Source organism: Pseudomonas sp. FSL R10-2189 (genome assembly GCF_009600325.1).
GTDB lineage: Bacteria > Pseudomonadota > Gammaproteobacteria > Pseudomonadales > Pseudomonadaceae > Aquipseudomonas > Aquipseudomonas helleri.
The window spans coordinates 19,955-45,111 of sequence record NZ_WIVZ01000041.1; the positions used below are offsets into that span (position 1 = coordinate 19,955).

Below are 25,157 nucleotides of genomic sequence, written 5' to 3' on the forward strand. Positions count from 1 at the left end.
GTTAAACGTGAGGGACGCGGGCGCGCTTGAGTAGTTTTTTGCAGCGCTCCGACACATGCACAACGCGCAAATGCTTGCCCGCTTTGCGGTAGCGCTCGCGCAACGTGTCCAGCGCGGCAATCGCCGAGTAATCAACAAAGCTCAACTGGCTGCAATCCAGAGTCACGCTGGCGGGGTCTTCGGCCGGGTCAAACAGCTTGAGAAACGCCGTGGTCGAGGCGAAAAACAAGGTGCCGTGAACCCGGTACAGTTTGCTCTCGTCGCTTTGCACCGGCGTCTCGGCATACAGCTGCCGCGACTGTTGCCAGGCAAAGTTGAGCGCCGCGATGATAACCCCGCACATCACCGCAACCGCCAGGTCGGTAAACACGGTGATGACCGTGACCGCAATAATCACCAGCACATCGTTCAACGGGACTTTGTTCAGCACCCGCAAAGAAGCCCAGGCGAAGGTCTGTTGCGAGACCACGAACATCACCCCGACCAGCGCTGCCAGCGGAATTCGCTCAATAAACGGCGACAGAAACAGCACGAACAGCAAGATCATCACCCCGGCCGTCACCCCCGACAGCCGCCCTCGCCCGCCCGAGCTAAGGTTGACCACGGTTTGCCCGATCATCGCGCAGCCGCCCATGCCACCAAACGCCCCCGACACCATGTTCGCCGCCCCGAGCGCCACGCACTCGCGGTCCGGGTAACCCCGGGACTCGGTGATTTCGTCGGTCAAATTCAAGGTCAGCAGGGTTTCCAGCAGCCCCACCACAGCCATCACGATCGCGTACGGCGCAATGATGCGCAGGGTGTCGAGGTTCCACGGGATATCTGGCAGGGCAAATGTCGGCAAGCTCCCGGCAATATGCGCCATGTCACCAAGGGTGCGGGTCGGCAGGCCCAAAAAGTACACCGCCAGCCCCACGCTCAAGATCGCAACCAGCGCCGGTGGCGCGGCGCGGGTCAGGCGCGGTAACAAATAGACAATGGCCATGGTCAGCGCCACCAGGCCGATCATCACGTACAGCGGCATGCCGCTGAGCCAGGTGTCGCCGTCCTTGAAGTGGTCGAGTTGCGCCATGGCAATGACAATCGCCAACCCGTTCACGAACCCCAGCATCACCGGGTGCGGCACCATGCGCACCAGCTTGCCGAGTTTGAGCAGCCCGAACGCCAGCATGATCAGCCCGCTCAGCAGCACGGTCGCCAACAGATACTGCACACCGTGTTGCACCACCAGCGCCACGATCACCACTGCCATTGAGCCTGCGGCACCGGACACCATGCCCGGTCGACCACCGAACAGCGCGGTAATGGTGCAAATAATGAACGCACCATACAGGCCCATCAGCGGGTTGAGATGAGCCACCAGGGCAAAGGCAATGCACTCGGGCAGCAAGGCAAATGACGTCGTGAGCCCGGCCAGGACATCAGCGCGCAGACGTGAGAATTTCATGGGTTACCTAAAAGACGGGAGACGCGAAGGGAGAAAACGAGAAACGGATGGTAACAAATTGCGCAGAAAGTGAGAAAACTGTAGGAGCGAGCTTGCCTCGCGATCTTTTAGAAAGATCAAAAGATCGCGAGGCAAGCTCGCTCCTACAGAGTTGAAAGGTTACTTCACGACTTTGCCTACGCCACGGCCGCGTGGGTCGGAGGCTGTTTCCAGGGCGGTGCCGTTAACACGGATGGCCTGGATGTCGCCCATGTTCCAGCCCTGATCTTCCAGGGTGTAGCCCATGGCTTTGAGCTCATCGGCGACTTTGCCGGTCAGCGGCGCGTAAGCGTCGTAGTAGATCGTGTCTTTAGGCAGCAACTGGTGATGCACGCGCTGTGCGGCCACGGCTTTTTCCAGTGGCAGGTCGTAGTCGTAGATGTTGTTCAGCACCTGAAAGATCGAGGTAAAGATCCGCGAACCGCCCGGCGTGCCGAGTACCAGCGTGACCTTGCCATCGCGTGTGACCAGACTTGGACTCATCGACGACAGCATGCGCTTGCCCGGCTCGATGGCGTTGGCATTGCCGCCCACCACACCAAAGGCGTTGGCCACGCCCGGCTTGGAGCTGAAGTCGTCCATTTCGTCGTTGAGCAAGAAGCCCGCGCCTTTAACCACAACGCCGCTGCCGTAATCCCAGTTCAGGGTGTAGGTGTTGCTCACGGCGTTGCCGTCTTTGTCGACGATGGAGAAGTGCGTGGTCTGATGCGGTTCCAGGCCCGGTTTGACCTTGGCGGTTTCGGAAATCGCTTTCGGGTTCACTTCTTTCGCACGCTTGGCGATGTACGCCGGGTCGGTCAGCTCAGCCACCGGCATTTTGCCGAAGTCCGGGTCGCCGAGGTAATCGGCACGGTCAGCAAACACGCGCTTTTCAATTTCCGCCAGCAGGTGAATGTACGGAGCCGAGTTCAGCTCCACACCTTTAAAGTCTGCCGCGCGGTCTTCTTTAATGCCGATCAGTTGCGCCAAGGCGATGCCGCCCGAACTTGGCAGCGGTGCGGTGTACAAGGTGTTGCCGCGGAAATCGACGCGCATCGGCTCACGCCAGCTGACCTTGTAGTCATTGAGGTCTTCTTTGGTGATCAGACCTTTGTCTTTTTGCATTTGCGCGACCAGCAGGTCGGCGGTTTCACCGTGGTAGAACTCTTTGGCGCCTTTGTCAGCGATGCGCTCCAGGGTCTTGGCCAATTCTGGCTGCTTGAAGGTTTCGCCCGGCTTCATGGTGCCGAAGTAATCGCCGAAGTTGGTGGTGCCGTTAAACAGTGCCAGCGCATCTTCGCGGTACTGAAATTGCTGGTCGGCCACCTTGAAACCATTTTTTGCGTAACCCACGGCCGGGGTGATCAGCTCGGCCCATGGCAATTTGCCGAAGCGCTGATGCGCCTCCCACAAGCCCATGACCGTACCCGGCACGCCCGCCGCACGGGACCCTACCAGGCTGAGGTTTTCGATGACTTCGCCTTTGTCATTGAGGTACATGTCGCGGCTGGCCGCTTTGGGGGCGGTCTCGCGATAGTCGAGGAAGTAGGGTTTGCCATCAATGAACAAGGTCATAAAACCGCCGCCACCGATGTTGCCGGCTTCGGGGTAAGTGACGGCCAGGGTGAAGGCCGTCGCGACGGCGGCATCGACCGCGTTGCCGCCTTTTTTGAGGATTTGCGCTGCCACTTCAGCGCCGTATTGATCCGGTGCAGCCACTGCGCCGCCTTCCAGAGTGACGGCATACGCCGAGGAGCTGGCGGCAATGGCCGCCGTCAAGGCCAGGGTTTTGAACCACACAATACGCATTCGCTACTTCCTTTTATTGTTATCAACTGTTGCCGAACCTTGTCTGATTTCGTCAAAAATTTCAAACAGCAAAAGGAAAACTGCGTAGCGCTACGCAAAAGCCGCAGGCGGCGAAGGTGTTCTACCTCTACACCTTGCCGCCTGCACCCGCACCTAGGCGGGTGGTTGGTCCGCCAGCAGTGCATCGACCACGCCACGCGCCAGCTCGACGCCGTGGGTAATGCGCCAGAGTTGCTCGGCTTCAAAGCCGCTGAGGCGCGAGCCAATATCGTCGGCGTTGAGTTCAGCGCCTTTAAGCAACAGCGAAACCTGCGTCAGCGCGTCACGCGCACCAATGCCGGAGTTGATACCGAACAGTGAGGTACAGGCGTGAGCAGCGGTATTAAGGGAATTTAGGGGTGGATCGGGGACGATTTTATTCATGACATTACTTTCTCGGATAAGGCTGAAAGAACTGCCACAGTTCCGCTGTCATTCGGAGAGGGAGGCAGCTGCGTGCGGGTGACAGACCGAGGAGAAAGCAAGACAAAGACTCGGTGCACCCGAAGGTGCCCTGCACGCAGCCGCCATAACACGAGGAGACGTTAATGACGCTTGTCTTGCTTACTCTTGATGGCCTGTCACAGCCGGCCACTGATGATCAGTGACTCAGCGAGACTATCCACGCCTATCGAGTGCCGCAAGGCGGTCGGGATTCTCTCGGAAACTTCACTCAATAGAAAGCGATGCGTCAGGTGCAGACGTTGCTATATGTGTGGGCGTTGCTCTCAAATGCCTGTAGGAGTAAGCCCATCAGTCTTTGAAATACGGCGCTGCATAGCTCGCCAGCTTGGTCTGGATAAAGTCCAGAAAGCATTGAATGCGCAACGCCAGCTGCGAGTTGCGGTAGTACACGGCATGAATGGGCTGGCGATAGCCGCTGTTGAACTCACCCAGCAGCACCTGCAAGCGCCCGGCGCTGATGTCTTCGTGGGTCATGAAGTGCGACAGGCAGGCAATGCCCTGCCCTTGCAGCGCCAAATGGCGAACGGTTTCGCCGCTGGAGGCGCTGATGGCCGGCTGGATGGTCCAGCGATCTCCTTGGGCAAACCGCAGCGGCCATTGGTTGAGGCCGTCGTTTTGGGTAAAGCCGATCAGGGTGTGGTTGGCCAGTTCGGCCACGCTGTTGGGCACACCGTGCCGGGCGATGTACTCGGAGCTGGCCAGAATGTTGAGCGGGCTGCAGCCCAATGAACGGGCGTGCAAGGTCGAGTCCGCCAGCGTGCCGATGCGGATCGCGATGTCGGTGCTTTGCTCTAGCAGGTCGATGATCAGGTCGTTGCTGTTGAGTTCCAGCTGGATCTCGGGGTACAGCGCCCGGAATTCGGGGAGGTACGGCACGATGGCGTGCAGCATGAACGGCGCCGCTGCGTTGATGCGCAGACGCCCGGACGGTGTGCGCTGGTGCGAAATGAGGCGTTCTTCCAGCTCGTCCATTTGCTCAAGGATCAGCTTGGCCTGCTCGAAGAAGAACTTGCCTTCTTCGGTCAGGTCCATGCGCCGCGTGGTGCGGTTGATCAGCGTGGTGTCGAGCTTGGCCTCCAGCCGTGACAGCGTGCGGCTGACGGCCGAAGGCGTTTGTCCGGCTTGCTCGGCAGCAGCGGAGATCGAGCCGCACTCAATCACCGAGACAAAAATTTGCAGTTCATCGGATCTGGCTTTCACACGTGCCCCCTCATTGGTAACGACTGATAGTAGTCGCTAGTAGCCGCTGACGAGCGGAGCGAGGCTGCTATCGGCGGCGAAGCCGTCGTGAAACGCGTCAGGTTACACGTCGAGGCCGAAGACTTCGCTCAAGTGTTGCTCGTAACGCGCCGCGTCAACGTCCGGTTGCGGGCGTTTCATGACATCGACACACAAAAAGGTCGGCAAGCCGGTCATGCCCAAAAACTGGTTGGCTTTGTGGAACGGAAAGTACACCGCGTCCACGCCTTTGCCTTCAAAGAAGTCGGCCGGGTCTTCAAACGCTTGCTGCGGTGCGTTCCAGGTCAGCGACAACATGTACTGTTTGCCCTGGATCAAGCCACCGCTGCCATAACGCTGCGACGCATCGGAACGGGTGCGACCATCGCTGGCGTAGAGTTTGCCATGCCCCTGGGTGAAGACTTCGTCGATGTATTTTTTGACGATCCACGGCGCGCCCATCCACCAGCCCGGCATTTGGTAAATAACCACGTCGGCCCACAGGTATTTTTCGACTTCTTCGGCCACGTCGTAGCCTTCGTCGATGTGGGTGACGTTGACTTCAAAACCCTGACGATCAAAAAAGGCCAGCGCGGTGTCGTGCATGGTCAGGTTGTAGCGGCCATCGGAGTGGGCGAATTTTTTAGCGCCATTGAGTAACAGAATTTTTTTCATGAGCAGCCTCTTCAGGAGTTAACCCTCAGCGCTGTTGAGCGGCACGGGGGTCTTAAAGGTTTAAAACGTAGGGCAACGATATAGAGCCCAGCCTTTAGGAAAAACCCGCGTTAAAGCAAATTACCTTTGCGCACAGATCACGAATAACTATCAGATTGTTGCCAATCAGCTTTAGCCGCTGATCAATAAATGAGCACCCAACACCGCCATGCCGACAAAGAACACGCGCTTGAACAACGCGGCGCTGATGCGTTGACGCAAACATTGCCCCAGCCACATGCCCAGCATCGCGGGCAACAGCGCCAGCACCGAGGCATTCAGTTCGCCACCGCCCAACGCGCCCCGCCAATAAAGCCCGGCCGCCAGGGCCAGGGTCGAGACGCTGAAAGACAAACCCAAGGCCTGGACCAATTGGTTTTTGTTCAAGCTCAGGGCTTGCAAGTACGGCACGGCAGGAATCACAAAGACGCCGGTGGCCGAGGTGATGACGCCTGTGATCAACCCGCAAACCGGCCCCGCCCAGCGCTCGGCAGACGCAGACACCCGCAGGGCTGGCAAAAACAGCCCGACCAGGGCGTACAGCAACAAAGCCGCGCCCAGTGCGCGCACGGCCCAACCGCCGCTGTCGACGCTCAGCCATAGCACGCCCAGACCGGTGCCCAGCAGGATGCACACTTGCATGGACCACAAGCGCTTGATCAGCTCGCGCAATTGCCCGCCCGCCACCAGTTGCCAGGTGTTGGTGACGATGGAAGGGATAATCAGCAAGGCCGCAGCCTGCGCCGGAGCGATAGCCAGGCCGAGCATGCCCATGGCGACGGTGGGCAAGCCCAGGCCAATCATGCCTTTGACCGTTCCCGCTAGCAGAAAGGTCATCATCACCAGCAGTGACAAGGCCCAGCCCAAGTGTTGGTAGTACGCGATTAATGTATTCATGTGGCCATGCTGGGGGATGGCGCAAGGTTTGAAAATGCGTCATACATTGAGCCAGGCTCTTGTTTAGGCATAGGCAGAACATAACTATTTTTTAAAAGATCAAAAGATCGCGAGCAAGCTCGCTCCTACAGTTGAATTGAGGCATAGCCAAAATATGCATTTCGACCTGGTTGATCTGCGCTTGTATTTGAATGTGGTGCAGGCGGGCAATATTACGGCGGGCGCCAACCTCAGCCATTTGTCGCTGGCCGCCGCCAGTGCGCGCATTCGTGCCATGGAGGCCGCGTTTGGGGTTGAGTGTTTGCAGCGCAGCCGCCGAGGCGTCAGCCCGACACCCGCCGGGCAAGCCCTGGCGCAACATGCCCGGCTGTTGCTGCAACAGGTCGAGCGCGTGCATCACGACATGGCCGAGTACGCCCAAGGCTTTAAAGGCCAGGTGCGCCTGTTGTGCAATACCGCCGCCATCACGGAGTACCTGCCGGAGTTGCTGGCCGATTTTGTGCACCAGCACCCGGCCATCAGTGTCGACCTGCAAGAACTCACCAGCCTGCGCATCACCCACGCCTTGCGCCAGAACGCCGCCGACATTGGCGTGGTGTCCAGCGCGGTGGATACCCACGACCTGCACACCCGGCCTTTTCGCGACGACCCGCTGGTGCTGGTGATCCCGCAGGACCATCCGCTGGCCCAAGAACCCGTGCTGACGTTTGCAGACACCCTGAGCCATGATTATGTCGGGCTGTCGGCCAATAGCGCGCTGGCGGTGTACCTGGAGGAACAAGCGCTGCATACGGGCACGCGCATGCAGGTGCGGATCCGCGCTGAAGGGTTTGACGGTGTGGTGCGCATGGTGGCCCGTGGCGCCGGGCTGGGCATTGTGCCCAAGGCCACGATTGAACGCTGGCAAGCGCCGCCCACGTTCAGTGTGTTGGCGCTGAACGAGCCGTGGGCGGCGCGCAAATTGTTACTCTGCGCCCATTCGTTTGAACAATTACCGGCTTACGCCAAGGCCTTGTTTGAGGCGTTATCGACGAATTAAATCTGTAAGAAATCTCCCAGAGACGCCTTCGCCTGTATGCCTGAATTTTTACCAAGAGTAATATCCCCGGCTTGCTGGCACCCAAGGCATCCGGGTGATGGCATCAACACACTGAATACACCAACCAACAGGGCAACCGATGGCTGACGCTAACTCCCCCCCGGTCACACTCAAACGCGGCTTGAAAAACCGCCATATTCAGCTGATTGCCTTGGGCGGCGCGATCGGTACGGGGCTGTTTCTGGGCTCGGCAGGCGTGCTCAAGTCGGCGGGACCGTCGATGATTCTCGGCTATGCGATTGCCGGTTTTATCGCCTTTCTGATCATGCGCCAGCTGGGCGAAATGATCGTTGAAGAGCCGGTGGCGGGTTCGTTCAGCCACTTTGCGCATAAGTATTGGGGCGGTTACGCGGGTTTCCTGGCGGGCTGGAACTACTGGGTGCTGTACGTATTGGTGGGCATGGCCGAACTGACGGCCGTGGGCAAATACATCCAGTTCTGGTGGCCCGAGGTGCCGACGTGGGTCAGCGCCGTGGTGTTCTTTGTGCTGGTCAACCTGATCAACACGCTGAACGTCAAAGTGTTCGGCGAGATGGAGTTCTGGTTCGCGATCATCAAGGTGGTGGCGATTCTCGGCATGATCGTGCTCGGTTGCTATCTGCTGTTCAGCGGCGCCGGTGGCCCGCAAGCGTCGATCAGTAACCTGTGGAGCCACGGCGGGTTCTTCCCCAATGGCGGCACCGGGCTGCTGATGGCCATGGCGTTCATCATGTTCTCCTTTGGCGGTCTGGAGCTGGTGGGCATCACCGCAGCAGAAGCCAGCGAGCCGAAAAAAGTAATCCCCAAGGCCATCAACCAGGTGGTGTACCGGATTCTGATTTTCTACGTGGGCGCACTCACCGTGCTGTTGGCGCTGTACCCGTGGGACCAGTTGCTGGTCACGCTGGGCGCCGGTGGCGATGCCTACGGCAGCAGCCCGTTTGTGCAGATTTTTGCGTTGATCGGCAGCGACACCGCCGCGCAGATCCTTAACTTTGTGGTACTGACCGCCGCGCTGTCGGTGTACAACAGTGGCGTGTACTGCAACAGCCGCATGCTGTTTGGCCTCGCCGAACAAGGTGACGCGCCGAAAGCACTGATGAAGCTGACCAAAAATGGCGTGCCATTGCGGGCGCTGGGCGTGTCGGCGCTGGTGACGTTGTTGTGTGTGGTGGTCAACTACGTGGCACCGCACAAAGCTTTGGAGCTGCTGTTTGCACTGGTGGTTGCCTCGCTGATGATCAACTGGGCGCTGATCAGCCTCACCCACATCAAGTTCCGCAAGGCGATGGCCCAGCGTGGTGTGGAGCCTGGCTTCAAAGCGTTCTGGTCGCCGTTCAGCAACATGCTGTGCCTGGCGTTCATGGCGGTGATCGTCTCGGTGATCTGGATGATCCCCGACGTTCGCCCTTCGGTGTATGCGATGCCGGTGTGGCTGCTGATCATTTACGTGTTCTACCGCGTGCGTCTGCGCATGGGCAAGGCGCTGGTTAACCGCCACTAACCCCGACGCGCAACTGAAAAGCCCCGGCACTTGCCTTCAAGTGCCGGGGCTTTTGCGTATCTGGGGGTGCGTATTCGGGCCGCTGAGTGTCGGAACCAGGCATCTGCCCACGCGCAAGGCCCGTTAGGGTGAGGTTTGTGTCTCACACCCTCAACGGAGTTCTTATGTCTGCGCCGATTACCGTACTTCGCGACACGCATCCTTTGCCTGTGCTGGATGCCTGCAAATGGGAAAAGCTCGAAGGCGACCCGCATACCGTCAACCTCAATGCCTACACCAGCGAGGACGGCGACAAAATCATGGGCACGTGGATCTGCACGCCCGGCAAGTGGTACGTGGAGTATGTGAAGTGGGAGTACTGCGATTTCCGTGAAGGCTATTGCATCATCACCCCGGAGGGCAAAGAGCCGATCCATCTGCGGGCCGGTGACATTTTTGTAATTGAGCCGGGGATGAAAGGCACGTGGGAAGTGGTTGAAACCGTGCGCAAGTATTTCGTTTTTGCCTGATCGCATCCGGTAAAACCCAGGGAATCCGCCCGACGCGGATTCCCTGGAAAACCCTATTAGGGTTTGCGGTAGCCGTTGATGATGGCCGAGAAGTCTTTGCCGCCCTCTCCGCGCAAGCTCATGGCTTGATACAACTGTTGCGCCACAGCGCCCAGCACCACCGGCTGATGGGCCTGACGCGCGGCCTCAGTGGCCAGCCCCAGATCCTTGAGCATCAGTTCGGCGCCAAAACCACCGGTGTAACCGCGTGATGCCGGGGCCGTCTCAACAATGCCCGGCCACGGGTTGTACACCTCGGAACTCCAGCAGCGCCCGGTAGAGCTGTTGATCACCCCCGCCAGTACTTGGCTGTCGATGCCCAATGCCGCGCCCAACGCCATGGCTTCGCTGACCGCGATCATCGAGATCCCGAGCACCAGGTTGTTGCAGATCTTGGCCACTTGGCCGGTGCCCACGTCACCACAATGGACGATGTTGCGGCCCATCTGCGACAGCACCGGGTGCAGCGTGTCGAACAACGCTTTGTTGGCGCCGACCATAAAGGTCAGGGTGCCCGCTTGCGCGCCGCCGGTGCCGCCGGACACCGGGGCATCCGCCATGTGCACGCCCTGCTTGGCGGCTGCGGCGGCAACGTCGCGCACGGTTTGCGGGTCGATGGTGCTGCAATCCACCGCAGGCACGCCTTCGGTGATACCGGCCAACACACCGTCTTCACCCAGCCACACGCTGCGTACATGGGCCGCCGCTGGCAGCATGGTAATCACCAGCTCAGCGCCCTGCGCGGCTTCACGCGGCGAGGCGCTGATGTGCCCGCCCTGCGCCGCCAGTTCGGCGAGGATGTCTTTGTTCAGATCAAACAGGTTCAACGAATGCCCGGCTTTGAGCAGGTTGCGCGCCATGGGCGCGCCCATGTTGCCGAGGCCAATAAATGCGATGTTCATGGTCGTGCCCTCAACGAAGATTGATGGTGGTGTTGACGCCATCATTTACGCTGTCATCGTCGAACCAGCGGCTGGTGACCGTCTTGGTTTGAGTATAGAACTGCACCACTTGCTTGCCGTACGGGCCCAAATCGCCAAGTTTGGAACCGCGCGAACCAGTGAAGCTGAAGATCGGCACCGGCACCGGGATCGGAATGTTGATGCCGACCTGGCCCACGTCGATTTCGCTCTGGAACTTGCGCGCCGCCGCGCCGCTTTGGGTAAACAGGCCGGTGCCGTTGCCGAACGGGTTGGCGTTGACCAGAGCAATGGCCTGGTCGAGGGTATCGACCTCGATCACCACCAGTACCGGGCCAAAGATTTCCTGGGTGTAGATTTGCATGTCAGTGGTCACGCCCGAGAACAGAGTCGGGCCGACAAAGTTGCCGTCTTCAAAGCCCGGCACGCTGATGTTGCGACCATCGAGTTCCAGTACCGCGCCTTCTTTGACCCCGCTTTCGATCAGCCCCAGGATGCGCTCTTTCGCACGCTTGGAAATCACCGGGCCGACATCCGTACCCGGCTCGCTGCCCGCGTTGACCTTGAGGTTTTGCGCCAGCGCCTTGAGGTCCGGCAGCCATTGTTTGGCCGCGCCCACCAGCACCACCACCGAGGTGGCCATGCAGCGTTGGCCGGCCGCCCCAAAACCGGCGCCGACCAGTGCATTGAGTGTTTGCTGACGGTTCGCGTCCGGCAGTACCACGGCGTGGTTTTTCGCACCCATCATCGACTGCACACGCTTGCCGTGCTTGCCGGCCAGGTCATAGACGTGAGTGCCGACAGCGGTTGAGCCGACAAACGACACGGCTTTGATGTCGGTGTGGGTGCAGAGCGCGTCCACCACCGCCTTGCCGCCGTGCACCACGTTGAGCACACCCGGTGGCACGCCCGCTTCCAGCGCCAGCTCGACCAGCATCAGGGTCGACAGCGGGTCTTGCTCGGAAGGCTTGAGAACAAAGGTGTTACCGCAGGCAATGGCCATCGGGAACATCCACAGCGGGATCATGGCCGGGAAGTTGAAAGGGGTAATGCCCGCACACACGCCGATAGGTTGGCGCAGGGTGTAGGTATCAACGCCGCCTGCCACGTTTTCTGCGAATTCGCCCATTTGTAAGGTGCCGATGGAGCACGCGTGTTCGACCACTTCCAGGCCACGGAAAATATCGCCCTCGGCGTCGGCAATGGTTTTGCCTTGTTCAGCACTGAGGACGGTGGCGATGCGTTTGGAGTGTTCGCGGATCAGCGCCTGCAACTTGAGCATGATGCGCATCCGCGCGCCGATGGGCGTGAGCTTCCAGGTCTGGAAAGCGCGTTGCGCGGCAGCAATGGCGGCGTTGACTTCATCGGGGGTGGCAAACGGTACTTTGGCCAGCACTTGCTGGGTGGCCGGGTTAACGATGTCGTGCCACTCGGTGGTCTGCGACTCGACCCATTCGCCATCAATCAGCAGGCGGGCATTTTGGTACGGGGTGGTAGAAACGTTCATAGAAGTCTCCGAATTTATTTTTATAAGCCCGTAAACAACAGGGGGCGGGCGTCCAGATTGGTCGCAGGACTGTTTTTGGAGTATAGGTGTGCGTTCTTCTAATAAGAACGCACATAAAAGCCGGTCAAACATGCAAAAAAACATCACATCGTTAAGCGCATTGAACTGGGACGACCTGAAGTTTTTTCTCGAGGTAGCCCGAACCCGCAAGGCCAGCAGCGCGGCCAAGCGCCTGGCTGTGGACTACACGACGGTGTCGCGGCGCATCAGCTCGCTGGAAGCCGCCCTGGGCACGTTGCTGTTCGAAAAGTCGCGCACCAATGGCTTTACGCTGACCAGCGAAGGCCAGCGTTTGCTAGGTTATGCCGAGTCTATTGAAAGCACGCTGCACATGGCCTGCGAGCAAGTGTCCGGCTCTGGCGTGGCGTTATCGGGGCACGTGCGCATGGGCTGCACCGAGGGTTTCGGGAGCTTTTTCATCACCCCGCAACTCAGCCATTTTGTCGACACCTACCCGGCCATCTCAGTGGATATCCTGCCGCTGCCACACTTCATCAGCCTGTCCAAGCGTGAGGCGGATATCGTGATTGCGCTGGAGCGCCCGGAACACGGGCCTTATGTGTGCTGCAAACTGTGCGACTACCGTTTGCAGTTGTACGCCACCCAGGACTACCTGGACCAGCACCCGCCCATTCGCCGGGCTGCCGACTTGGCCGAACATCCGTTTATCAGCTACGTCGACGATCTGGCGTTCAGTTCCGAGTTGCTGTACCTGGCCAACGTACTGCCTGGCGCCAGCGCTAACTTGCGCAGCACCAGCGTGATCGCGCAGTACGTGGCGGCGCAGCAAGGGCGCTCGCTGGCGATTTTGCCGTGCTTTCTGGCGGCGCAAGACCCGCGTTTATTGCCGGTACTGCCCGATGAAATCAACCTGACACGGCAGTTCTGGATGTACTGCCGCGAGGACTTGAGGAAGTTGAAACGGATTACGCTGCTGTGGGATTACATCCGCAACGTGACGGAGCTGAATGCGCCGCTGCTGCTTGGGGAGACGCGGGCGTTGAGGTTTGCGGACTGAAGGTTTGCCTCGCGATCTTCTGAAAGATCAAAAGATCGCGAGACAAGCTCGCTCCAACGAGGACTAGTCGGCAATGACGATGATCGAGACGCGGCGGTTTTCGGTGCGGCCGGCGCGGGTTTTGTTGGAGGCCACGGGCGCACTGCTGCCCAACCCACGGATCTGGATGTTTTCAGGCTGCATGCCGACTTTGGTCAGTGCCTTGACCACGCTGTTGGCACGGCGCACAGACAGTTGTTGGTTGTAGGACTCTTGCCCCGAAGAGTCGGTGTGCCCGTCTACCCGCACGCGCGGGATGTCGGCGGCAAGCAATGCGGTACCAATACGTTCAACGACTTGCTGGCTTTGCGGGTTGAGGGCATCCAGGTCACTGCCAAACAACACCTTGCCCGACAGGTCAAACGCCCAACCTTCGTCGGTCAGCTGGAAACCTTGTTCCTTCAACACGGCGATCTGCGCGGCGCTCAGGCCTTTTTGCGGGGCGGCGGTCTGGCAGCCGGTCAAGACCAGCACGGCCATTAACCAGACCACGCCGAACAGCTGTTGGTAGCGACGAGTGACTGTATGCATGGGGGTTAAGCTCCTGGTAATAGCGGGGTTGGCGAGTACTCCGACTCGGCAAGTTGTTGTCCGCCCCGGGCGAGGCGTTTGGCTTGGTACATCGCCGCATCCGCTGCGCAGAGCAGCAAGTCCGGGGTTGCACCGTGTTCGGGATATACGGCGATGCCGATGCTGAGCGAGGTCACGATGCTGATGTGACCGGGCAACTCGACCGGCTCCTGCATGCTGGCGATGATCTTGTCGGCGATGCGCTGGGCGTCTTCAACGTGATACAGCGGCGCCAGGAGGATGGCGAATTCGTCACCGCCAAAACGCGCGACCACGTCGTCTTCGCGCAATTGCGCACGCACGCGGGTGGCCACGGCGACCAGGACGGCATCACCGGCCGCATGGCCGTAGGTGTCGTTGATGTCTTTGAAGCGGTCGCTGTCGAGGAACAGCACGGCGACTTTATCGTTGGCAGGGTTGGTTGCGCGCAGGGTTCGCGCCAGCCGCGCAGCAAAGTAGGCGCGATTGGGCAGGTTGGTGAGCGAGTCATGGCTGGCCTGATGCGCCAGCGCCTGGTTTTCGATTTTCAGGTGGCTTTGCCAAGACTCCAACTCGTCCAGCAACGCATTGAAGTCATTGCCCAGGCTGTCCATTTCAGCAATCTTTGCCGCGGGCACGCGGCGGTCGAAGGTCCGCTCACTGCGCGCAGCGTGGGCCACCTCAGCCAGTTTGTGCAAAGGCCCGGTGATGCCATTGAGCAAGCGCCGCGACAAGTACAGCGCACTCCAGGCACTTAGCGCGGTACAGACGATGACGCCGAACAGTCCGCTGAGCAAAAAGCGCAACAGATTGGCACCGTGCCCGCTGACGATAACCGCCCCTACCTGCTTGCCCTGATGCTCAATCGGCACGCTAATCGGCTGTTCGAGCAAACCATTGGCCAAGAGCATTTCGACCCGCGACAGAAAGCCGCTTTCCGGACGGCGCCAGTAGGCCAGCAACTCACCCTCGACGTTGTAGATTTTGGCTTCGGCCACGGCTTCGGTGGACGCGATCATGGCCAGCGCTTCGGACGCGGCCGTTTTGTCATCAAACACCACGGCGGCCTCGACGGTGTAGTTGATGGCCCGCGCAATCAAATGCAGGTTGTGGTCGGCGTACACCTTGAGCGCAAGGATGCCCAACAGCGTCAATGAAAGGCTGGCCAGCACCACGGCGACCAACGCCACGCTCAAATGCCCGCGACGCAGCACCGAGCGCAGCCGGCGACGGTTACGAGAACGCTTGATCAGGCTCATGGCTGCGCGACCCGGCGGCGTGACAGTTGCAGCACGCTGGGGTGAATCCGCACGCCGCTGCGGGCAACCGAGTCGAGGTTCACTTCAAACGCTACTTGATCATCACGCACGTTCAGGCAAAACAAACTGCCGACCGTGCACTGGCTGACCTCTTCACTGATGCTCAGCACGGCTTGGCCAGCCAGGATGTCGAACACATAGGTGCGCTCTTCTGTGCTTAATTTGCCCAGATAGACGGCGTGACAGGCGGTGGCAATGGCCGGATTATTCGCCAGCAAACGAGTGACATGGACCGGCCTGCCGCTGGATTGAGTCGTACCTTTGAGTAAGTCGTCGGTGTATTCGGTAGGACCGATCACGCACAGTTCCAACTGGGCAGGCTCGGCAGGCCAACGCGCATAACTGAGGATGCCGAGCACCACTTGGGTCACGGCCTTGGCACGCTGATCCGCCAGATTAACGGAAGCTTCGGGCTGGGCCAGGCAGGGAGTGCTGAACAGCAACAAGCAAAGAGAAAGACATCTCAGCCGCCATCCAAAACGCTGCTCTGTCGATGAGACAGCCACATCCATGCAGGAAATCTCTGTATTCATTCCAGGAATAATGTCGAAACGATACCACAGCCGCTTAAAGACTGTGATATCGGTCACACAATAGCCCGGACTCCTCAGCCTTTTTGAGGCACCTGACGGCTCATCACCCCAAGCCCAACATCAGGCCACTCAGGCGTTTGACCTTGCGCTGCACAGCCTCTTCGAAGACTCCGGCGCGAGGCTCGACCAAACTGAACCAGTGTTTGGCGCGGGTGATACCTGTGTAGATCAGCTCTTTGGTCAGCACGGGGTTAAGCGCTTCGGGGAGTACCAGCGCGGTGTGCGAAAACTCCGAGCCTTGGGATTTGTGCACGGTCATGGCGTACACGGTTTCCACATCATTCAGACGGCTTGGTAGTACAAAGCGGATGCCGCCCTGGCCGTCATTACGGGCAAAGGCCACGCGCAAGACGTGACGTTGGCTCTGGCCGTCCTGCTCGGGCAGTTTGAGGGCGATGCCAATGTCGCCGTTCATCAGCCCCAGGCCGTAGTCGTTACGGGTCATCAGCACCGGCCGCCCCTCGTACCAATGCTGGTCGCTGTCAATCAGCTTGCGGGCGAACAAGGCTCGGGTAATTCGCTCGTTCAGGCCTTCAACACCCCAAGGCCCTTTACGCACGGCGCACAGCACCTGAAACGCTTCGAAGGCCTCCAGCACTTTGCCGGCCCACGCGGCCCAGCAGGGGTCTTCAAGGCCCGCCGCCGCGAGCGGACGCTGATGGCGCAGGACTTCAAGGTAGTGCCGATAGCCTTTGGCCTCTGCCCCTCGGCCCTCCAGCGCCAGACGCTCAAAGGCCCGGTCCTGCTCGCCCTTGAGCGGCAAGGCGAACAGGTCGGGGTAAGTACCCGCCATCAACAGCGCCCGAGCTTCTTGCGGCAGTTGCTGGTTGACCCGGCGCGACAGTTGGCCGATGCCGCTGCCTTCACCAAAGCGCCGCGAATGGCGCAGCATGACCACCTGCTGAGCCAGCGGGTGGGTGCCGTCGAGGTCTTGTTGCAAACCGCTGGCGGCAAGGTTTTCGCCGCTGACCGCTTCCAGCCATTGACGGGTTTGCGGGGTGTACCAGCCCGCTTCGGCATCGCGGCACAAATCGCCCAATACCGCACCCGCCTCGACCGAGGCCAACTGGTCCTTGTCACCCAACAGGACCAGCCGGGCATGTTCGGGCAATGCGTCCAGCAGGTTGGCCATCATTTCAAGGTCGATCATCGAGGCTTCATCGACGACCAAGACGTCCAGCGGCAGGCGATTGCCAGCGTGATGCCGAAAATGCCGCGTGCCGGGGCGGCTGCCCAGCAAGCGGTGAACGGTGGTGACATCACTGGGGATTTTTTGCCGAACCTTGTCGTCCACTTCCAACGATTTAACTTGCAGGCTGATGGACTCGGTCAAGCGCGCAGCGGCTTTGCCCGTGGGCGCTGCCAGGCGGATTCGCAAGGGAGCGCCCGCTTCAACCGCCGGGGCCTGGAGCAGCGCCAGTAAACGCACGACGGTGGTGGTTTTGCCGGTGCCCGGACCGCCCGTGACGATGCTGAAGGCACCGCGTGTGGCCAACGCACAGGCCAGCTTTTGCCAGTCAATCGGCGCATTGCCCTGCGCGGCACCGAAAAGCCCGTTCAGCCGCGCAGGCAAATCGTCAGGCGTAGGCTCGGGAGATGAAAGACGCTGGCGCAATGCGCTGTCGATTCGTCGCTCATAGGCCCAATAGCGGCGTAGGTACAGGCGACGTTCGCAGAGCACCAAAGGGCGGCTCGACGAGTCGGCTGATGGCTCGCCCGCCTGCTCAACCAACGCGCTGTTCTGTAGGGCTTTGCACCAGGTATCGCCATCCAGCGCCTCAAGTAGTTGCGAGGGCAATAACATGGCACCGGTTTGCGGGTCGCCTTCGGGCGGCAATGACAGCGCGAAGTCCGGTTGCTTCAAGGTTTCAAACAAGTCGAGGCAGACGTGGCCGTGGCCCAGTTGGTGACTGGTCAGGGCCGCGGCCAACAGCACCAATGGGTCGCCCTTCGGGTCGCGTTCATGCACAAACGCAACAAAGGCTTTGTCCAGTGCGCGCAGCCAGCCGCGCTCAACCCAACGCTCAAGCAACAGCAGCAAATCGGCGGCGTGTTTCAAGGGTTGGAGCTGGGCCAGGCTTTCGGCCGTTAGTGGCGTGGGCAACAGTTCGGCAAACGAACGACTCATAACAACACCCCCTGTTCCCACGCCGGTTCAGCGGGTTTGAGCTGCGGTTTGCCCTGGAACAACAGGTCCAGGCTTTCGATCAATTGTTTGGGCGGCCGGGCAAAAAACACCCCCTGGCTTTGCGAGCGCGTGCCACGCAAGAACAGGTACAAGGCGCCGCCCATGTGCTGGTCATAGTCGTAATCCGCCAAGCGGGCCTTGAGTTGACGGTGCAGGGCCAGCAGGTACAAGACGTATTGCAGGTCGTAGCGGTTGTCCAGAATCGAGGTGTTCATCGCCTGTTCGGTGTAGGCCGAATCGTCGGTACCCAGCCAATTGGATTTGTAGTCCGCCACGTAGTACCGACCTTCGTGTTCGAACGTCAGGTCGATAAAGCCTTTGAACATGCCATTGAGCAGGCTCGGCTCAGCAGCGGCACGCGCCGCGCCGCCGTGGGTGTGCTCACGCACGAGCTGGTCCAGTTGCAAGACATCGACTTTGTGGCTGGCGAACCAGAACTCCATTTCGATTTGATACTGGTTTAGTCCATTCAGTACCACAGCAGGCTGGCCATTATTCAGACGCAATGGCTCATGCTGCAGGTGCTGCAACCAGTCGCTCAGGGTGTCGATCCAGCCTTGCCAGCCGCGTCGATTACAGCGCCGGGCTACGGCGTCTTTGACGGTGTCGGCATCGGCGTTGAAGCCTTCACTGCCCGCCCACTCCAGCAAGCCGTGGAGGAAGGTCCCGGGATTTGGCCCCCGCGGGAATCGGTGGATATCGCCACCGCTGAGCAACACATCACGCGGTGCGTCCGGGTCCAGTCGTTCATCGTCCGAGAGCTTTTGCGCAAGGGCGCTCTCAGGGGCTTCGGCAGGGCTGAGGCTGTCACCAATGCGCAATGCGCTGTAGGACGCAATCCACCAGTTTTCTGCCGCACGACGGGTCGGCACCAACGGTTTGAGCAAGGTGGCCTGATTGAGCGGTGGGTAAAAGCGGTCATCATTGACGGCTGGAACGGGGCCGTACTGGATCGCCGTGCAATCTTGCTGCAAGTCCGCCAGCCAGCGTTCTAAAGCCGTGGACTCAGCCAGCAGTGCACCACCGCCCAGCAGGTAGCCCAAAGCCGAAAGGTGCAGGACCGAACGGTTGTTGTTGCCGCGTTTGAGATCGGCAACGCCCAGCCAGCAGGCATACTCGGCACGCGTCAGTGCCACGTAGAGCAGGCGTAGGTCTTCGGCCAAGCGCTCGTCATCCGCTTGAGTGATCAGCTCGGGCGTCGGCTTCAAGCTGACGTGAGCATTGCCCTGTGCATCGTGGTAATGCAGCGGCAAACGGCTGCCATCCACAGGTTTGGTCGAGCAGATAAACGGCAAAAATACCAAGGGGTATTGCAGGCCCTTGGATTTGTGGATGGTCACCACTTTGACCAACTGCTCATCGCTTTCAAGGCGCAGGATTTGTTCTTCGCCCGCTTGCCCGGACAAGGCCAGGTGTTCGGCCAAATGCCGGATCAATGCTTGCTCGCCATCCAGTTCCGCGGCGGCTTGTTGCAACAGTTCCGACAGGTGCAACAGGTTGGTCAGCACGCGCTCACCGTCCGGGCGGGCGATCAAGGCCTGAGGTAATTCAAAGTCATGCAGCAGACCGCGCAACATGGCGAGTACACCTTGTTTGCGCCAGGTTTCGCGATAGCCACGGAACTGCATGACGCGCCGTTCCCAGGCCAGTTCGTCCTGGTTCAGGCGCTCGAGTTCAATCAGCGGTAAATCCAGGGTGATGCAGGCCAATGCGGCGCGTAGCGGGCGCTCAACGTCCGGCTCGGCGCAGGCTTTGAGCCAGGCCAAGACATCGTGGGCTTCCTGCGCGGCGTAGACTGAATCCTTATCCGATAGGTAAACGCTGCGTACACCCCGTGCTGATAATTCTCGCCGTACGGCCTGAGCTTCCTTACCGTCGCGGACCAGAATGGCAATGTCAGCGGGCAACAGACCTTTTAAGGGCTGGCCTTCTCTGGCGAAGCCACAGCGACCTTGTTGCCCACCATTGAGCAACTCGACAATTTGGCTGGCGCACACCGCCGCTAATTGCTGGCGATACACGATGCCCGAGACTGGTTGCTCGGAAGGTAACTGCCAAAAAGTTAAAGGTGTGATGGGCTGGCCATCCAGTTGCAACGTGTCTTTGCGCCCCGAAGATTTAACCGGGGCAAAAGGCACCGGGTTTTCATCGCCATTACGGAACAAAAAAGCGCCGCGCCCGGTGTCTCGCTGCTCGGCCCGCTCAAAGACCAGGTTGACCGCTTCGACCATGGCATGACTGGAGCGAAAGTTGGTGTCCAGCGTATGCAGCCGGCCACTGGTGGCCTGGCGGGCGCGCAGGTAGGTATAGATGTCCGCGCCACGGAAGGCATAAATCGCCTGTTTGGGGTCGCCGATCAGGAACAAGCCCGTTTCCGGGGTGTTGTCTTCGATGCGGTAGATGGTTTCGAAGATGCGGTACTGCACTGGGTCGGTGTCCTGGAACTCATCGATCAACGCGACAGGGAATTGCTCGCGGATCAAGGTCGCCAATCGCTCACCGGCCTCAGCCTGCAGTGCGGCATCGAGCCTGAGCAGCATGTCATCAAAGCCCATCTCGGCACGGCGGCGCTTTTCTGCTTCAAAGCGTGCGCTCACCCAGCGGGCTGCGTGCTCCAGTACGGCAGCATCCGGGCTGGGCAAAGCATCCAGCGCTGTTTTCAGCCCTGCCATGGCGTCCAGCCCAGGGTGATGAGGGGGATCGCCCTTCCAGGCTTCGGCCATGCCGTCTGGTGTCAGGCGGGTAAAGCCGGTGCCCAGATCAAGTTGCTCTTGAGACTCGTCAGAGGCCCAGGCGCTGAGCTTTTCAAACCAGGGTTCGAAGTAGCGCGCCTGCATTTTCCGACCGTCAACGGCTTTGGCGGCCACGCCTTGCAGGCAGATATCGCGCAGCTCTTGAGCCCATTGCAACCACGGGGTTTTGAGCTGTGACAGCGCCTGACGACGCTCTTGCAAGCAGGCTTCAATAATCTCAGCCGGGGTTTGTTCTGCATTTGCTGTAGGACGAGAGCTGCCAAACAAGGCGCGAACACGTGGCATTAAAGCGCCTGGTCCGCCCCAGTTAGCCCGAACCCAGTTCAGCGCGTCACCGTGCATGGGGTAGCAGAACAGTCGCCAGTAATCGCGCAGCACTTCGCCGAGCAAATCGCTATGGTCGGTTTCGAGGGTTTGGGTGAACAGGCTGCCACTGTCGAAGGCGTGTTCACGCAGCATGCGTTGGCACCAACTGTGAATCGTCGAAACGGCAGCTTCATCCATCCATTGCGCGGCGATGTCGAGGCGGCCAGCGCAGGCGGCCCACTGCTCAGGCGGGAACTCGTCGCGCAGTTGTTCAACCAGCGCATCCGGAGCTTTGATTTCGTCACGGAAGAATCGCGCCGCTTCAGCGAGCCGAGTGCGGATGCGGTCACGCAGTTCTTTGGTGGCGGCATCGGTGAAGGTCACCACCAGAATTTGCGGGGGCAATAACTCACGACCAAACCCGGTCTCGGCGCCGCCATGGCCCAAGATCAGGCGCAGGTAGAGGGCCGAGATGGTGAAGGTTTTGCCGGTCCCGGCGCTGGCTTCGATCAGTTGGCTGCCACGTAGGGGAAAAGCCAACGCCAAAGGTACTTTTTGCTCGCTCATTAGCGGGACTCCTCGCTGTTTAATGAGCGCCAAGGCGCATCAAAGAGTGGGCGATAGAGTGCATCGCACCAGTCCTCAAATTCACCGTCGGCCATCAATGCGGCGTAGTCGGGGAACTGGCGCGCCAGTGCTGCACTTTCACGGCGCTCGCCGTCGCTGGTTTGACCATCACCTTCGTAGGCTTTTTGCGCGGCGGCATCGGCCTTGGCCGGATCACTCTGGGCCAGCCAGGCGAACGCCGTTTTAACCGCGACCGGCAGCGGACGGCCCATGCCGACTTTCCAGGCCATGAGCAAATTACCCAGAATATCGCGGGCCTGGTCGGGGGTTAGCGGGGCGAGCAGCAAGGTGTCATCACTGGCAACCAGGGCAGTGGACATGTCCAGGCCACTGGCGCAGGCCACCAGGTGATTGACCCATGAGCGTGTCAGACGATGCCATTTGCGCGTTTTAATCGCCCCAATGCTGTTGGGAATCGTGGTGATGGACAGTAGGCCGTTGTCACTGCGTTGATGCAGATTGCTCAGCCACCCTTCCAGCATCAGTCCGTGACCTTCAAAACTCACCGGCAGTGCGCTATTGAGCGGCGTTGGCCACAAAGCCAGAAGCTGCTGATAGCGCTGCAGAACGTCGGGGAGTGGCTCAATCAGTTCGTGTTGCAGGCACTCTCCGAAGCCTGCCATCGGTAACAAACCGCTGCCTTGCAGACGTCGGGCGCGGTGCTCTAAAGCCTGTTCCGGCTGATCTGGCTGAGCCAGGGCCGCTTCAAGCAGGCTGTCGCTGAGGGTGTAACGCTGCAGCGCGTCGAGCACGAAAGGTTCTTCATCTTCCAGCGGCACTTCAGCCGCTTCAAAAAACACTTTCAGACGCTGACTAAAGAAGTGGCGCACAGGGTTTCGCAAGAAGTCCTGCAACTGAGTGAGGTTCAAAGGCTCTTCCTGCTCGTGGGCCGCCAGTGTTCCGGGCAACACCGGGACCGTCTGTGGTTCGTGCAGTTGTTGCCATTCACGGGCATAGCTGAACAGGCGAGGATCACCTTCGTGAAAGTAACGCGTGCTGAAGGGTTGCAGCGGGTGCTCTTGGGTCATGGCCTCTAGCAGGTCATGACCTTCTTGAAGGTGCCAGCCACTGGCAAGGTGATCGCGCAATTGGCCAATCAAAACGCAGGCAGGACGCTCGCTGTTGTCGCGAATACTGCGCCCTACCCAACTGATATAAAGCTGCTCGCGGGCAGACAACAGCGCCTCGAGCAGTAGGTAACGGTCATCCTCACGGCGGGAACGATCACCTGGGCGGTAGTCACTGCCCATTAAGTCGAAGTCCAGCGGCGGCTGCGCACGCGGGTAGTCACCATCATTCATGCCGAGCAGGCAGACGAGTTTGAAGGGGATCGCACGCATCGGCATGAGGGTGCAAAAGTTGACGGCCCCGGCGAGAAAGCGCTGAGACAACTTGCCTTGGTCAAGGCCCGCCAACCAGGCTTCACGTACCACGGTTAACGGTAATTCGTCTTGCAGGCCAACCAACTCACAGGTTTCGAGCCAAGTCTCACGCAGCTCCTCGAGCTGGGCCAGCAAGTAGTCGTCGTGCTCAGTCTCGGCCAGGAAAAATAACTGCGTCAACGCTTGCAGGCGCTCGCCCCATTGCTGCGGCAATGCCGGTTGCGACAGTTCTTGGTGGGCGATTTCCAGGGCATCAAGCAGGGCCACCAACGGGCCGATCAATACCGCATCCAGGCCGCCGATTTCATCGTAAGGTTCAATACCATCGCAGGCTTCACCACTGCCGACGGCATAACCCAGCAACATGCGGCGCAAGCCGAAACGCCAACTGTTTTGCTCCAGGTCAGTCGGCAAGCCAAGACCTGCACGCTGTTGCGCATTGAGTCCCCAGCGAATGCCTGCGCCTTCGATCCAACGGTGCAGCGTCGGTAAATCACGCTCTTGCACGTTGAAGCGGGCCCGCAAGGCTGGAACATCCAGCAGGTCAAGTATCTCGCTGACCGGGAAACGGCTGTCAGGCAATTTGAGCAGGTGCTCAATGGCAATCAGCAGCGGGTCACGGCCGCGCTGACCTTGGTCGGCCAAGGTGTAGGGGATGAAACGGCGGTCGTCGCGCTCGATCTGACCAAACACGGCGCGGATATGCGGGGCATAGCTGTCGATATCCGGCACCATCACGATTACATCGCGCGGCTGCAGGTCCGGGTTGTCGCTAAATCGCTTGAGTAACTGGTCGTGCAGGATCTCGACTTCCCGTTGCGCACTGTGGGCAATGTGGAAGCGGATGGAGTGATCAGTTTCTAAATCGACAGCGGGCCACAGTTCACGGGTTTCGTTAAGGGGGCGCAACTCAAGAATGTCGTCTTGCAGTTGATTGAGCAGGTTGCGTGGCTCAACTTCACTGAACAGGTCGATGCGGCCATCACGAAACGCACTGCGATAGCTGTTGGGATCGTCGTAGCTATCGAGCAAGTTGATGTAGTCGCGACCTTGTTTACCCCACGCGGCGAGCAATGGATGCGCGTGTTGATGCAGGATGTCGAGATCCAGCGCTGTGGGCATCCCGGCTTTGCGTGCTTGGCGTTTGTACTGATGGCGTAGCAGATCTTTGTCCGCGACGATGTCAGACCAATGGTGGCGACAAGGGTTGTGCACGCACAACAGGACTTGGCTAAAGCGTGCGAGTCCTGCCAAGGCTTCCAGCGCTTGAGCGGGCAGTGACGAAATGCCGAAAACGATCACCCGGGCAGGCAGGCCGGGCGGTGCTTGTTCGAGACTGTTTATCTTCTCGATAAAACGTTGGTGAACCCCGGCACGGCTTTGCGACATGCCCTCCTCGCCAACGTCGAGCAGTAAGGCTCGCCATAGTTCGGCTTGCCAGCAGTTGGCAGGGCTTAAGGCTGGGCTTTCACCTCGGGCATTGCGCAATTGATGGCGACCGGCGGCCCAGTCCTCCAGCCAGTCTGCGCGATAAACCTGATATTGGTCGAACAGATCGGCCAGGCGTTCTGACAGTTGATAGCGTTTACGCAGATCAGTGTCGTGGGTTAGAAAGCGCTGTAAAGGTTCGAAGTGCGGCTGATCGATAAGTGCCGGGAGCAAGCGCATAAGACGCCACGTCAGGGGCGCTTTATCGAGCAGCGATTTGGCGGGGATTTCCTCGCTGCCTAATACCATCCGATACAACTGCCACATAAAACTGCCGGGCAGTTGCACGTCCACTGCCGCCGCAATACCGCAGCCGCCCAGATCATCATCTTGAGCATCTTCGGCCAGAGCCAGCTTTAGCCATTGGGCGATACCGTTGCTCTGCACCAGAGCAATTTCGTTCTCCAGAGGCGCCAAGGGGTAGAGGCGCATCCAGCTCACCACCAGGCTGCGTAACTCATCAAGGCGGTTACCGTGGACCACCATAAAACCTGCATTGAGAGACGTAGTAACCGGCATGACGGCATCCTTAGGAGAAAGCAAAATCCAAAGGCGAACCTTAACATTGCTCGGGGGAATTGGCGCATTGCAAGCTGCAAGCTGCAAGCTGCAAGCTGCAAGCTGCAAGCTGCAAGCTGCAAGCTGCAAGCTGCAAGCTGCAAGCTGCAAGC

General features: G+C 59.6%; 18 protein-coding genes. 4 read left to right on the plus strand and 14 right to left on the minus strand.

Features of this window, described 5'->3' with window-relative positions:
• Position 1: 1 nt before the first annotated feature.
• From GHO32_RS22445 to GHO32_RS22470, 6 genes are all read right to left on the minus strand, one after another.
• The gene (locus tag GHO32_RS22445; protein WP_153335530.1) at positions 2–1,447 is read right to left on the minus strand and encodes a SulP family inorganic anion transporter; all 1,446 of its coding nucleotides are present in this window, start codon (positions 1,445–1,447) and stop codon (positions 2–4) included.
• A 159-nt stretch (positions 1,448–1,606) separates the two neighbouring features.
• A complete protein-coding gene (gene ggt, locus GHO32_RS22450; RefSeq protein ID WP_123752190.1) occupies positions 1,607–3,274 on the minus strand; it encodes a gamma-glutamyltransferase in 1,668 nt (555 codons plus the stop codon).
• 153 nt (positions 3,275–3,427) lie between these two features.
• On the minus strand, positions 3,428–3,697 hold the full coding sequence (locus GHO32_RS22455) for a hypothetical protein (RefSeq protein ID WP_153335529.1): 270 nt from the start codon (positions 3,695–3,697) through the stop codon (positions 3,428–3,430).
• A gap of 369 nt (positions 3,698–4,066) precedes the next feature.
• Positions 4,067–4,978, minus strand: a complete 912-nt coding sequence (locus GHO32_RS22460) for a LysR substrate-binding domain-containing protein (RefSeq protein WP_368668411.1) — start codon at positions 4,976–4,978, stop codon at positions 4,067–4,069.
• A 102-nt stretch (positions 4,979–5,080) separates the two neighbouring features.
• Positions 5,081–5,671 (minus strand): NAD(P)H-dependent oxidoreductase, encoded by a 591-nt coding sequence (locus tag GHO32_RS22465; RefSeq protein WP_153335528.1) that lies wholly within the window; start codon positions 5,669–5,671, stop codon positions 5,081–5,083.
• A gap of 171 nt (positions 5,672–5,842) precedes the next feature.
• On the minus strand, positions 5,843–6,607 hold the full coding sequence (locus tag GHO32_RS22470; RefSeq protein WP_153335527.1) for a sulfite exporter TauE/SafE family protein: 765 nt from the start codon (positions 6,605–6,607) through the stop codon (positions 5,843–5,845).
• Between the two features lie 154 nt (positions 6,608–6,761).
• On the opposite strand from GHO32_RS22470, the gene GHO32_RS22475 reads away from it, so the two are divergent.
• From GHO32_RS22475 to GHO32_RS22485, 3 genes are all read left to right on the plus strand, one after another.
• A complete protein-coding gene (locus tag GHO32_RS22475) occupies positions 6,762–7,646 on the plus strand; it encodes a LysR substrate-binding domain-containing protein (RefSeq protein WP_153335526.1) in 885 nt (294 codons plus the stop codon).
• 139 nt (positions 7,647–7,785) lie between these two features.
• Complete coding sequence (locus tag GHO32_RS22480) at positions 7,786–9,189, plus strand: amino acid permease (protein WP_153335525.1); 1,404 nt, start codon at positions 7,786–7,788, stop codon at positions 9,187–9,189.
• A 164-nt stretch (positions 9,190–9,353) separates the two neighbouring features.
• Positions 9,354–9,698 carry a cupin domain-containing protein gene (locus GHO32_RS22485; RefSeq protein ID WP_019410498.1) on the plus strand — a complete coding sequence of 115 codons (345 nt, stop codon included), beginning with the start codon at positions 9,354–9,356 and terminating at the stop codon, positions 9,696–9,698.
• Between the two features lie 56 nt (positions 9,699–9,754).
• Here GHO32_RS22485 and mmsB read toward each other — a convergent pair whose 3' ends face one another.
• Positions 9,755–10,639 (minus strand): 3-hydroxyisobutyrate dehydrogenase, encoded by an 885-nt coding sequence (mmsB, locus tag GHO32_RS22490; protein WP_153336478.1) that lies wholly within the window; start codon positions 10,637–10,639, stop codon positions 9,755–9,757.
• A 10-nt stretch (positions 10,640–10,649) separates the two neighbouring features.
• The gene (locus GHO32_RS22495) at positions 10,650–12,164 is read right to left on the minus strand and encodes a CoA-acylating methylmalonate-semialdehyde dehydrogenase (protein WP_048391240.1); all 1,515 of its coding nucleotides are present in this window, start codon (positions 12,162–12,164) and stop codon (positions 10,650–10,652) included.
• A gap of 130 nt (positions 12,165–12,294) precedes the next feature.
• On the opposite strand from GHO32_RS22495, the gene GHO32_RS22500 reads away from it, so the two are divergent.
• A complete protein-coding gene (locus tag GHO32_RS22500) occupies positions 12,295–13,242 on the plus strand; it encodes a LysR family transcriptional regulator (RefSeq protein ID WP_153338177.1) in 948 nt (315 codons plus the stop codon).
• Between the two features lie 63 nt (positions 13,243–13,305).
• Here the strand turns inward: GHO32_RS22500 and GHO32_RS22505 are convergent, their stop codons facing one another.
• The 6 genes from GHO32_RS22505 to recC form a co-directional block, all read right to left on the minus strand.
• The gene (locus GHO32_RS22505; RefSeq protein WP_153336484.1) at positions 13,306–13,812 is read right to left on the minus strand and encodes an OmpA family protein; all 507 of its coding nucleotides are present in this window, start codon (positions 13,810–13,812) and stop codon (positions 13,306–13,308) included.
• A gap of 5 nt (positions 13,813–13,817) precedes the next feature.
• The gene (locus GHO32_RS22510; RefSeq protein WP_153336485.1) at positions 13,818–15,089 is read right to left on the minus strand and encodes a diguanylate cyclase domain-containing protein; all 1,272 of its coding nucleotides are present in this window, start codon (positions 15,087–15,089) and stop codon (positions 13,818–13,820) included.
• Complete coding sequence (locus GHO32_RS22515) at positions 15,086–15,661, minus strand: YfiR family protein (RefSeq protein ID WP_153336486.1); 576 nt, start codon at positions 15,659–15,661, stop codon at positions 15,086–15,088. Before GHO32_RS22515 ends, GHO32_RS22510 begins: the two co-directional genes overlap by 4 nt.
• 124 nt (positions 15,662–15,785) lie before the next feature.
• The gene (gene recD / locus GHO32_RS22520; protein ID WP_153336487.1) at positions 15,786–17,870 is read right to left on the minus strand and encodes an exodeoxyribonuclease V subunit alpha; all 2,085 of its coding nucleotides are present in this window, start codon (positions 17,868–17,870) and stop codon (positions 15,786–15,788) included.
• The gene (gene recB, locus GHO32_RS22525) at positions 17,867–21,556 is read right to left on the minus strand and encodes an exodeoxyribonuclease V subunit beta (protein WP_153336488.1); all 3,690 of its coding nucleotides are present in this window, start codon (positions 21,554–21,556) and stop codon (positions 17,867–17,869) included. The genes recD and recB overlap by 4 nt, the downstream gene beginning before the upstream one ends.
• Complete coding sequence (gene recC / locus GHO32_RS22530) at positions 21,556–25,005, minus strand: exodeoxyribonuclease V subunit gamma (protein WP_153336489.1); 3,450 nt, start codon at positions 25,003–25,005, stop codon at positions 21,556–21,558. The genes recB and recC overlap by 1 nt, the downstream gene beginning before the upstream one ends.
• Between the last annotated feature and the right edge of the window lie 152 nt (positions 25,006–25,157).

Bases quoted from the DNA above. Each gene is read 5' to 3' on its own strand.
- GHO32_RS22445 (WP_153335530.1), bottom strand. From the start codon at position 1,447: ATGAAATTCTCACGTCTGCGCGCTGATGTCCTGGCCGGGCTCACGACG.
- ggt (WP_123752190.1), bottom strand. From the start codon at position 3,274: ATGCGTATTGTGTGGTTCAAAACCCTGGCCTTGACGGCGGCCATTGCC.
- GHO32_RS22455 (WP_153335529.1), bottom strand. From the start codon at position 3,697: ATGAATAAAATCGTCCCCGATCCACCCCTAAATTCCCTTAATACCGCT.
- GHO32_RS22465 (WP_153335528.1), bottom strand. From the start codon at position 5,671: ATGAAAAAAATTCTGTTACTCAATGGCGCTAAAAAATTCGCCCACTCC.
- GHO32_RS22470 (WP_153335527.1), bottom strand. From the start codon at position 6,607: ATGAATACATTAATCGCGTACTACCAACACTTGGGCTGGGCCTTGTCA.
- GHO32_RS22475 (WP_153335526.1), top strand. From the start codon at position 6,762: ATGCATTTCGACCTGGTTGATCTGCGCTTGTATTTGAATGTGGTGCAG.
- GHO32_RS22480 (WP_153335525.1), top strand. From the start codon at position 7,786: ATGGCTGACGCTAACTCCCCCCCGGTCACACTCAAACGCGGCTTGAAA.
- GHO32_RS22485 (WP_019410498.1), top strand. From the start codon at position 9,354: ATGTCTGCGCCGATTACCGTACTTCGCGACACGCATCCTTTGCCTGTG.
- mmsB (WP_153336478.1), bottom strand. From the start codon at position 10,639: ATGAACATCGCATTTATTGGCCTCGGCAACATGGGCGCGCCCATGGCG.
- GHO32_RS22495 (WP_048391240.1), bottom strand. From the start codon at position 12,164: ATGAACGTTTCTACCACCCCGTACCAAAATGCCCGCCTGCTGATTGAT.
- GHO32_RS22500 (WP_153338177.1), top strand. From the start codon at position 12,295: ATGCAAAAAAACATCACATCGTTAAGCGCATTGAACTGGGACGACCTG.
- GHO32_RS22505 (WP_153336484.1), bottom strand. From the start codon at position 13,812: ATGCATACAGTCACTCGTCGCTACCAACAGCTGTTCGGCGTGGTCTGG.
- GHO32_RS22510 (WP_153336485.1), bottom strand. From the start codon at position 15,089: ATGAGCCTGATCAAGCGTTCTCGTAACCGTCGCCGGCTGCGCTCGGTG.
- GHO32_RS22515 (WP_153336486.1), bottom strand. From the start codon at position 15,661: ATGGATGTGGCTGTCTCATCGACAGAGCAGCGTTTTGGATGGCGGCTG.
- recD (WP_153336487.1), bottom strand. From the start codon at position 17,870: ATGAGTCGTTCGTTTGCCGAACTGTTGCCCACGCCACTAACGGCCGAA.
- recB (WP_153336488.1), bottom strand. From the start codon at position 21,556: ATGAGCGAGCAAAAAGTACCTTTGGCGTTGGCTTTTCCCCTACGTGGC.
- recC (WP_153336489.1), bottom strand. From the start codon at position 25,005: ATGCCGGTTACTACGTCTCTCAATGCAGGTTTTATGGTGGTCCACGGT.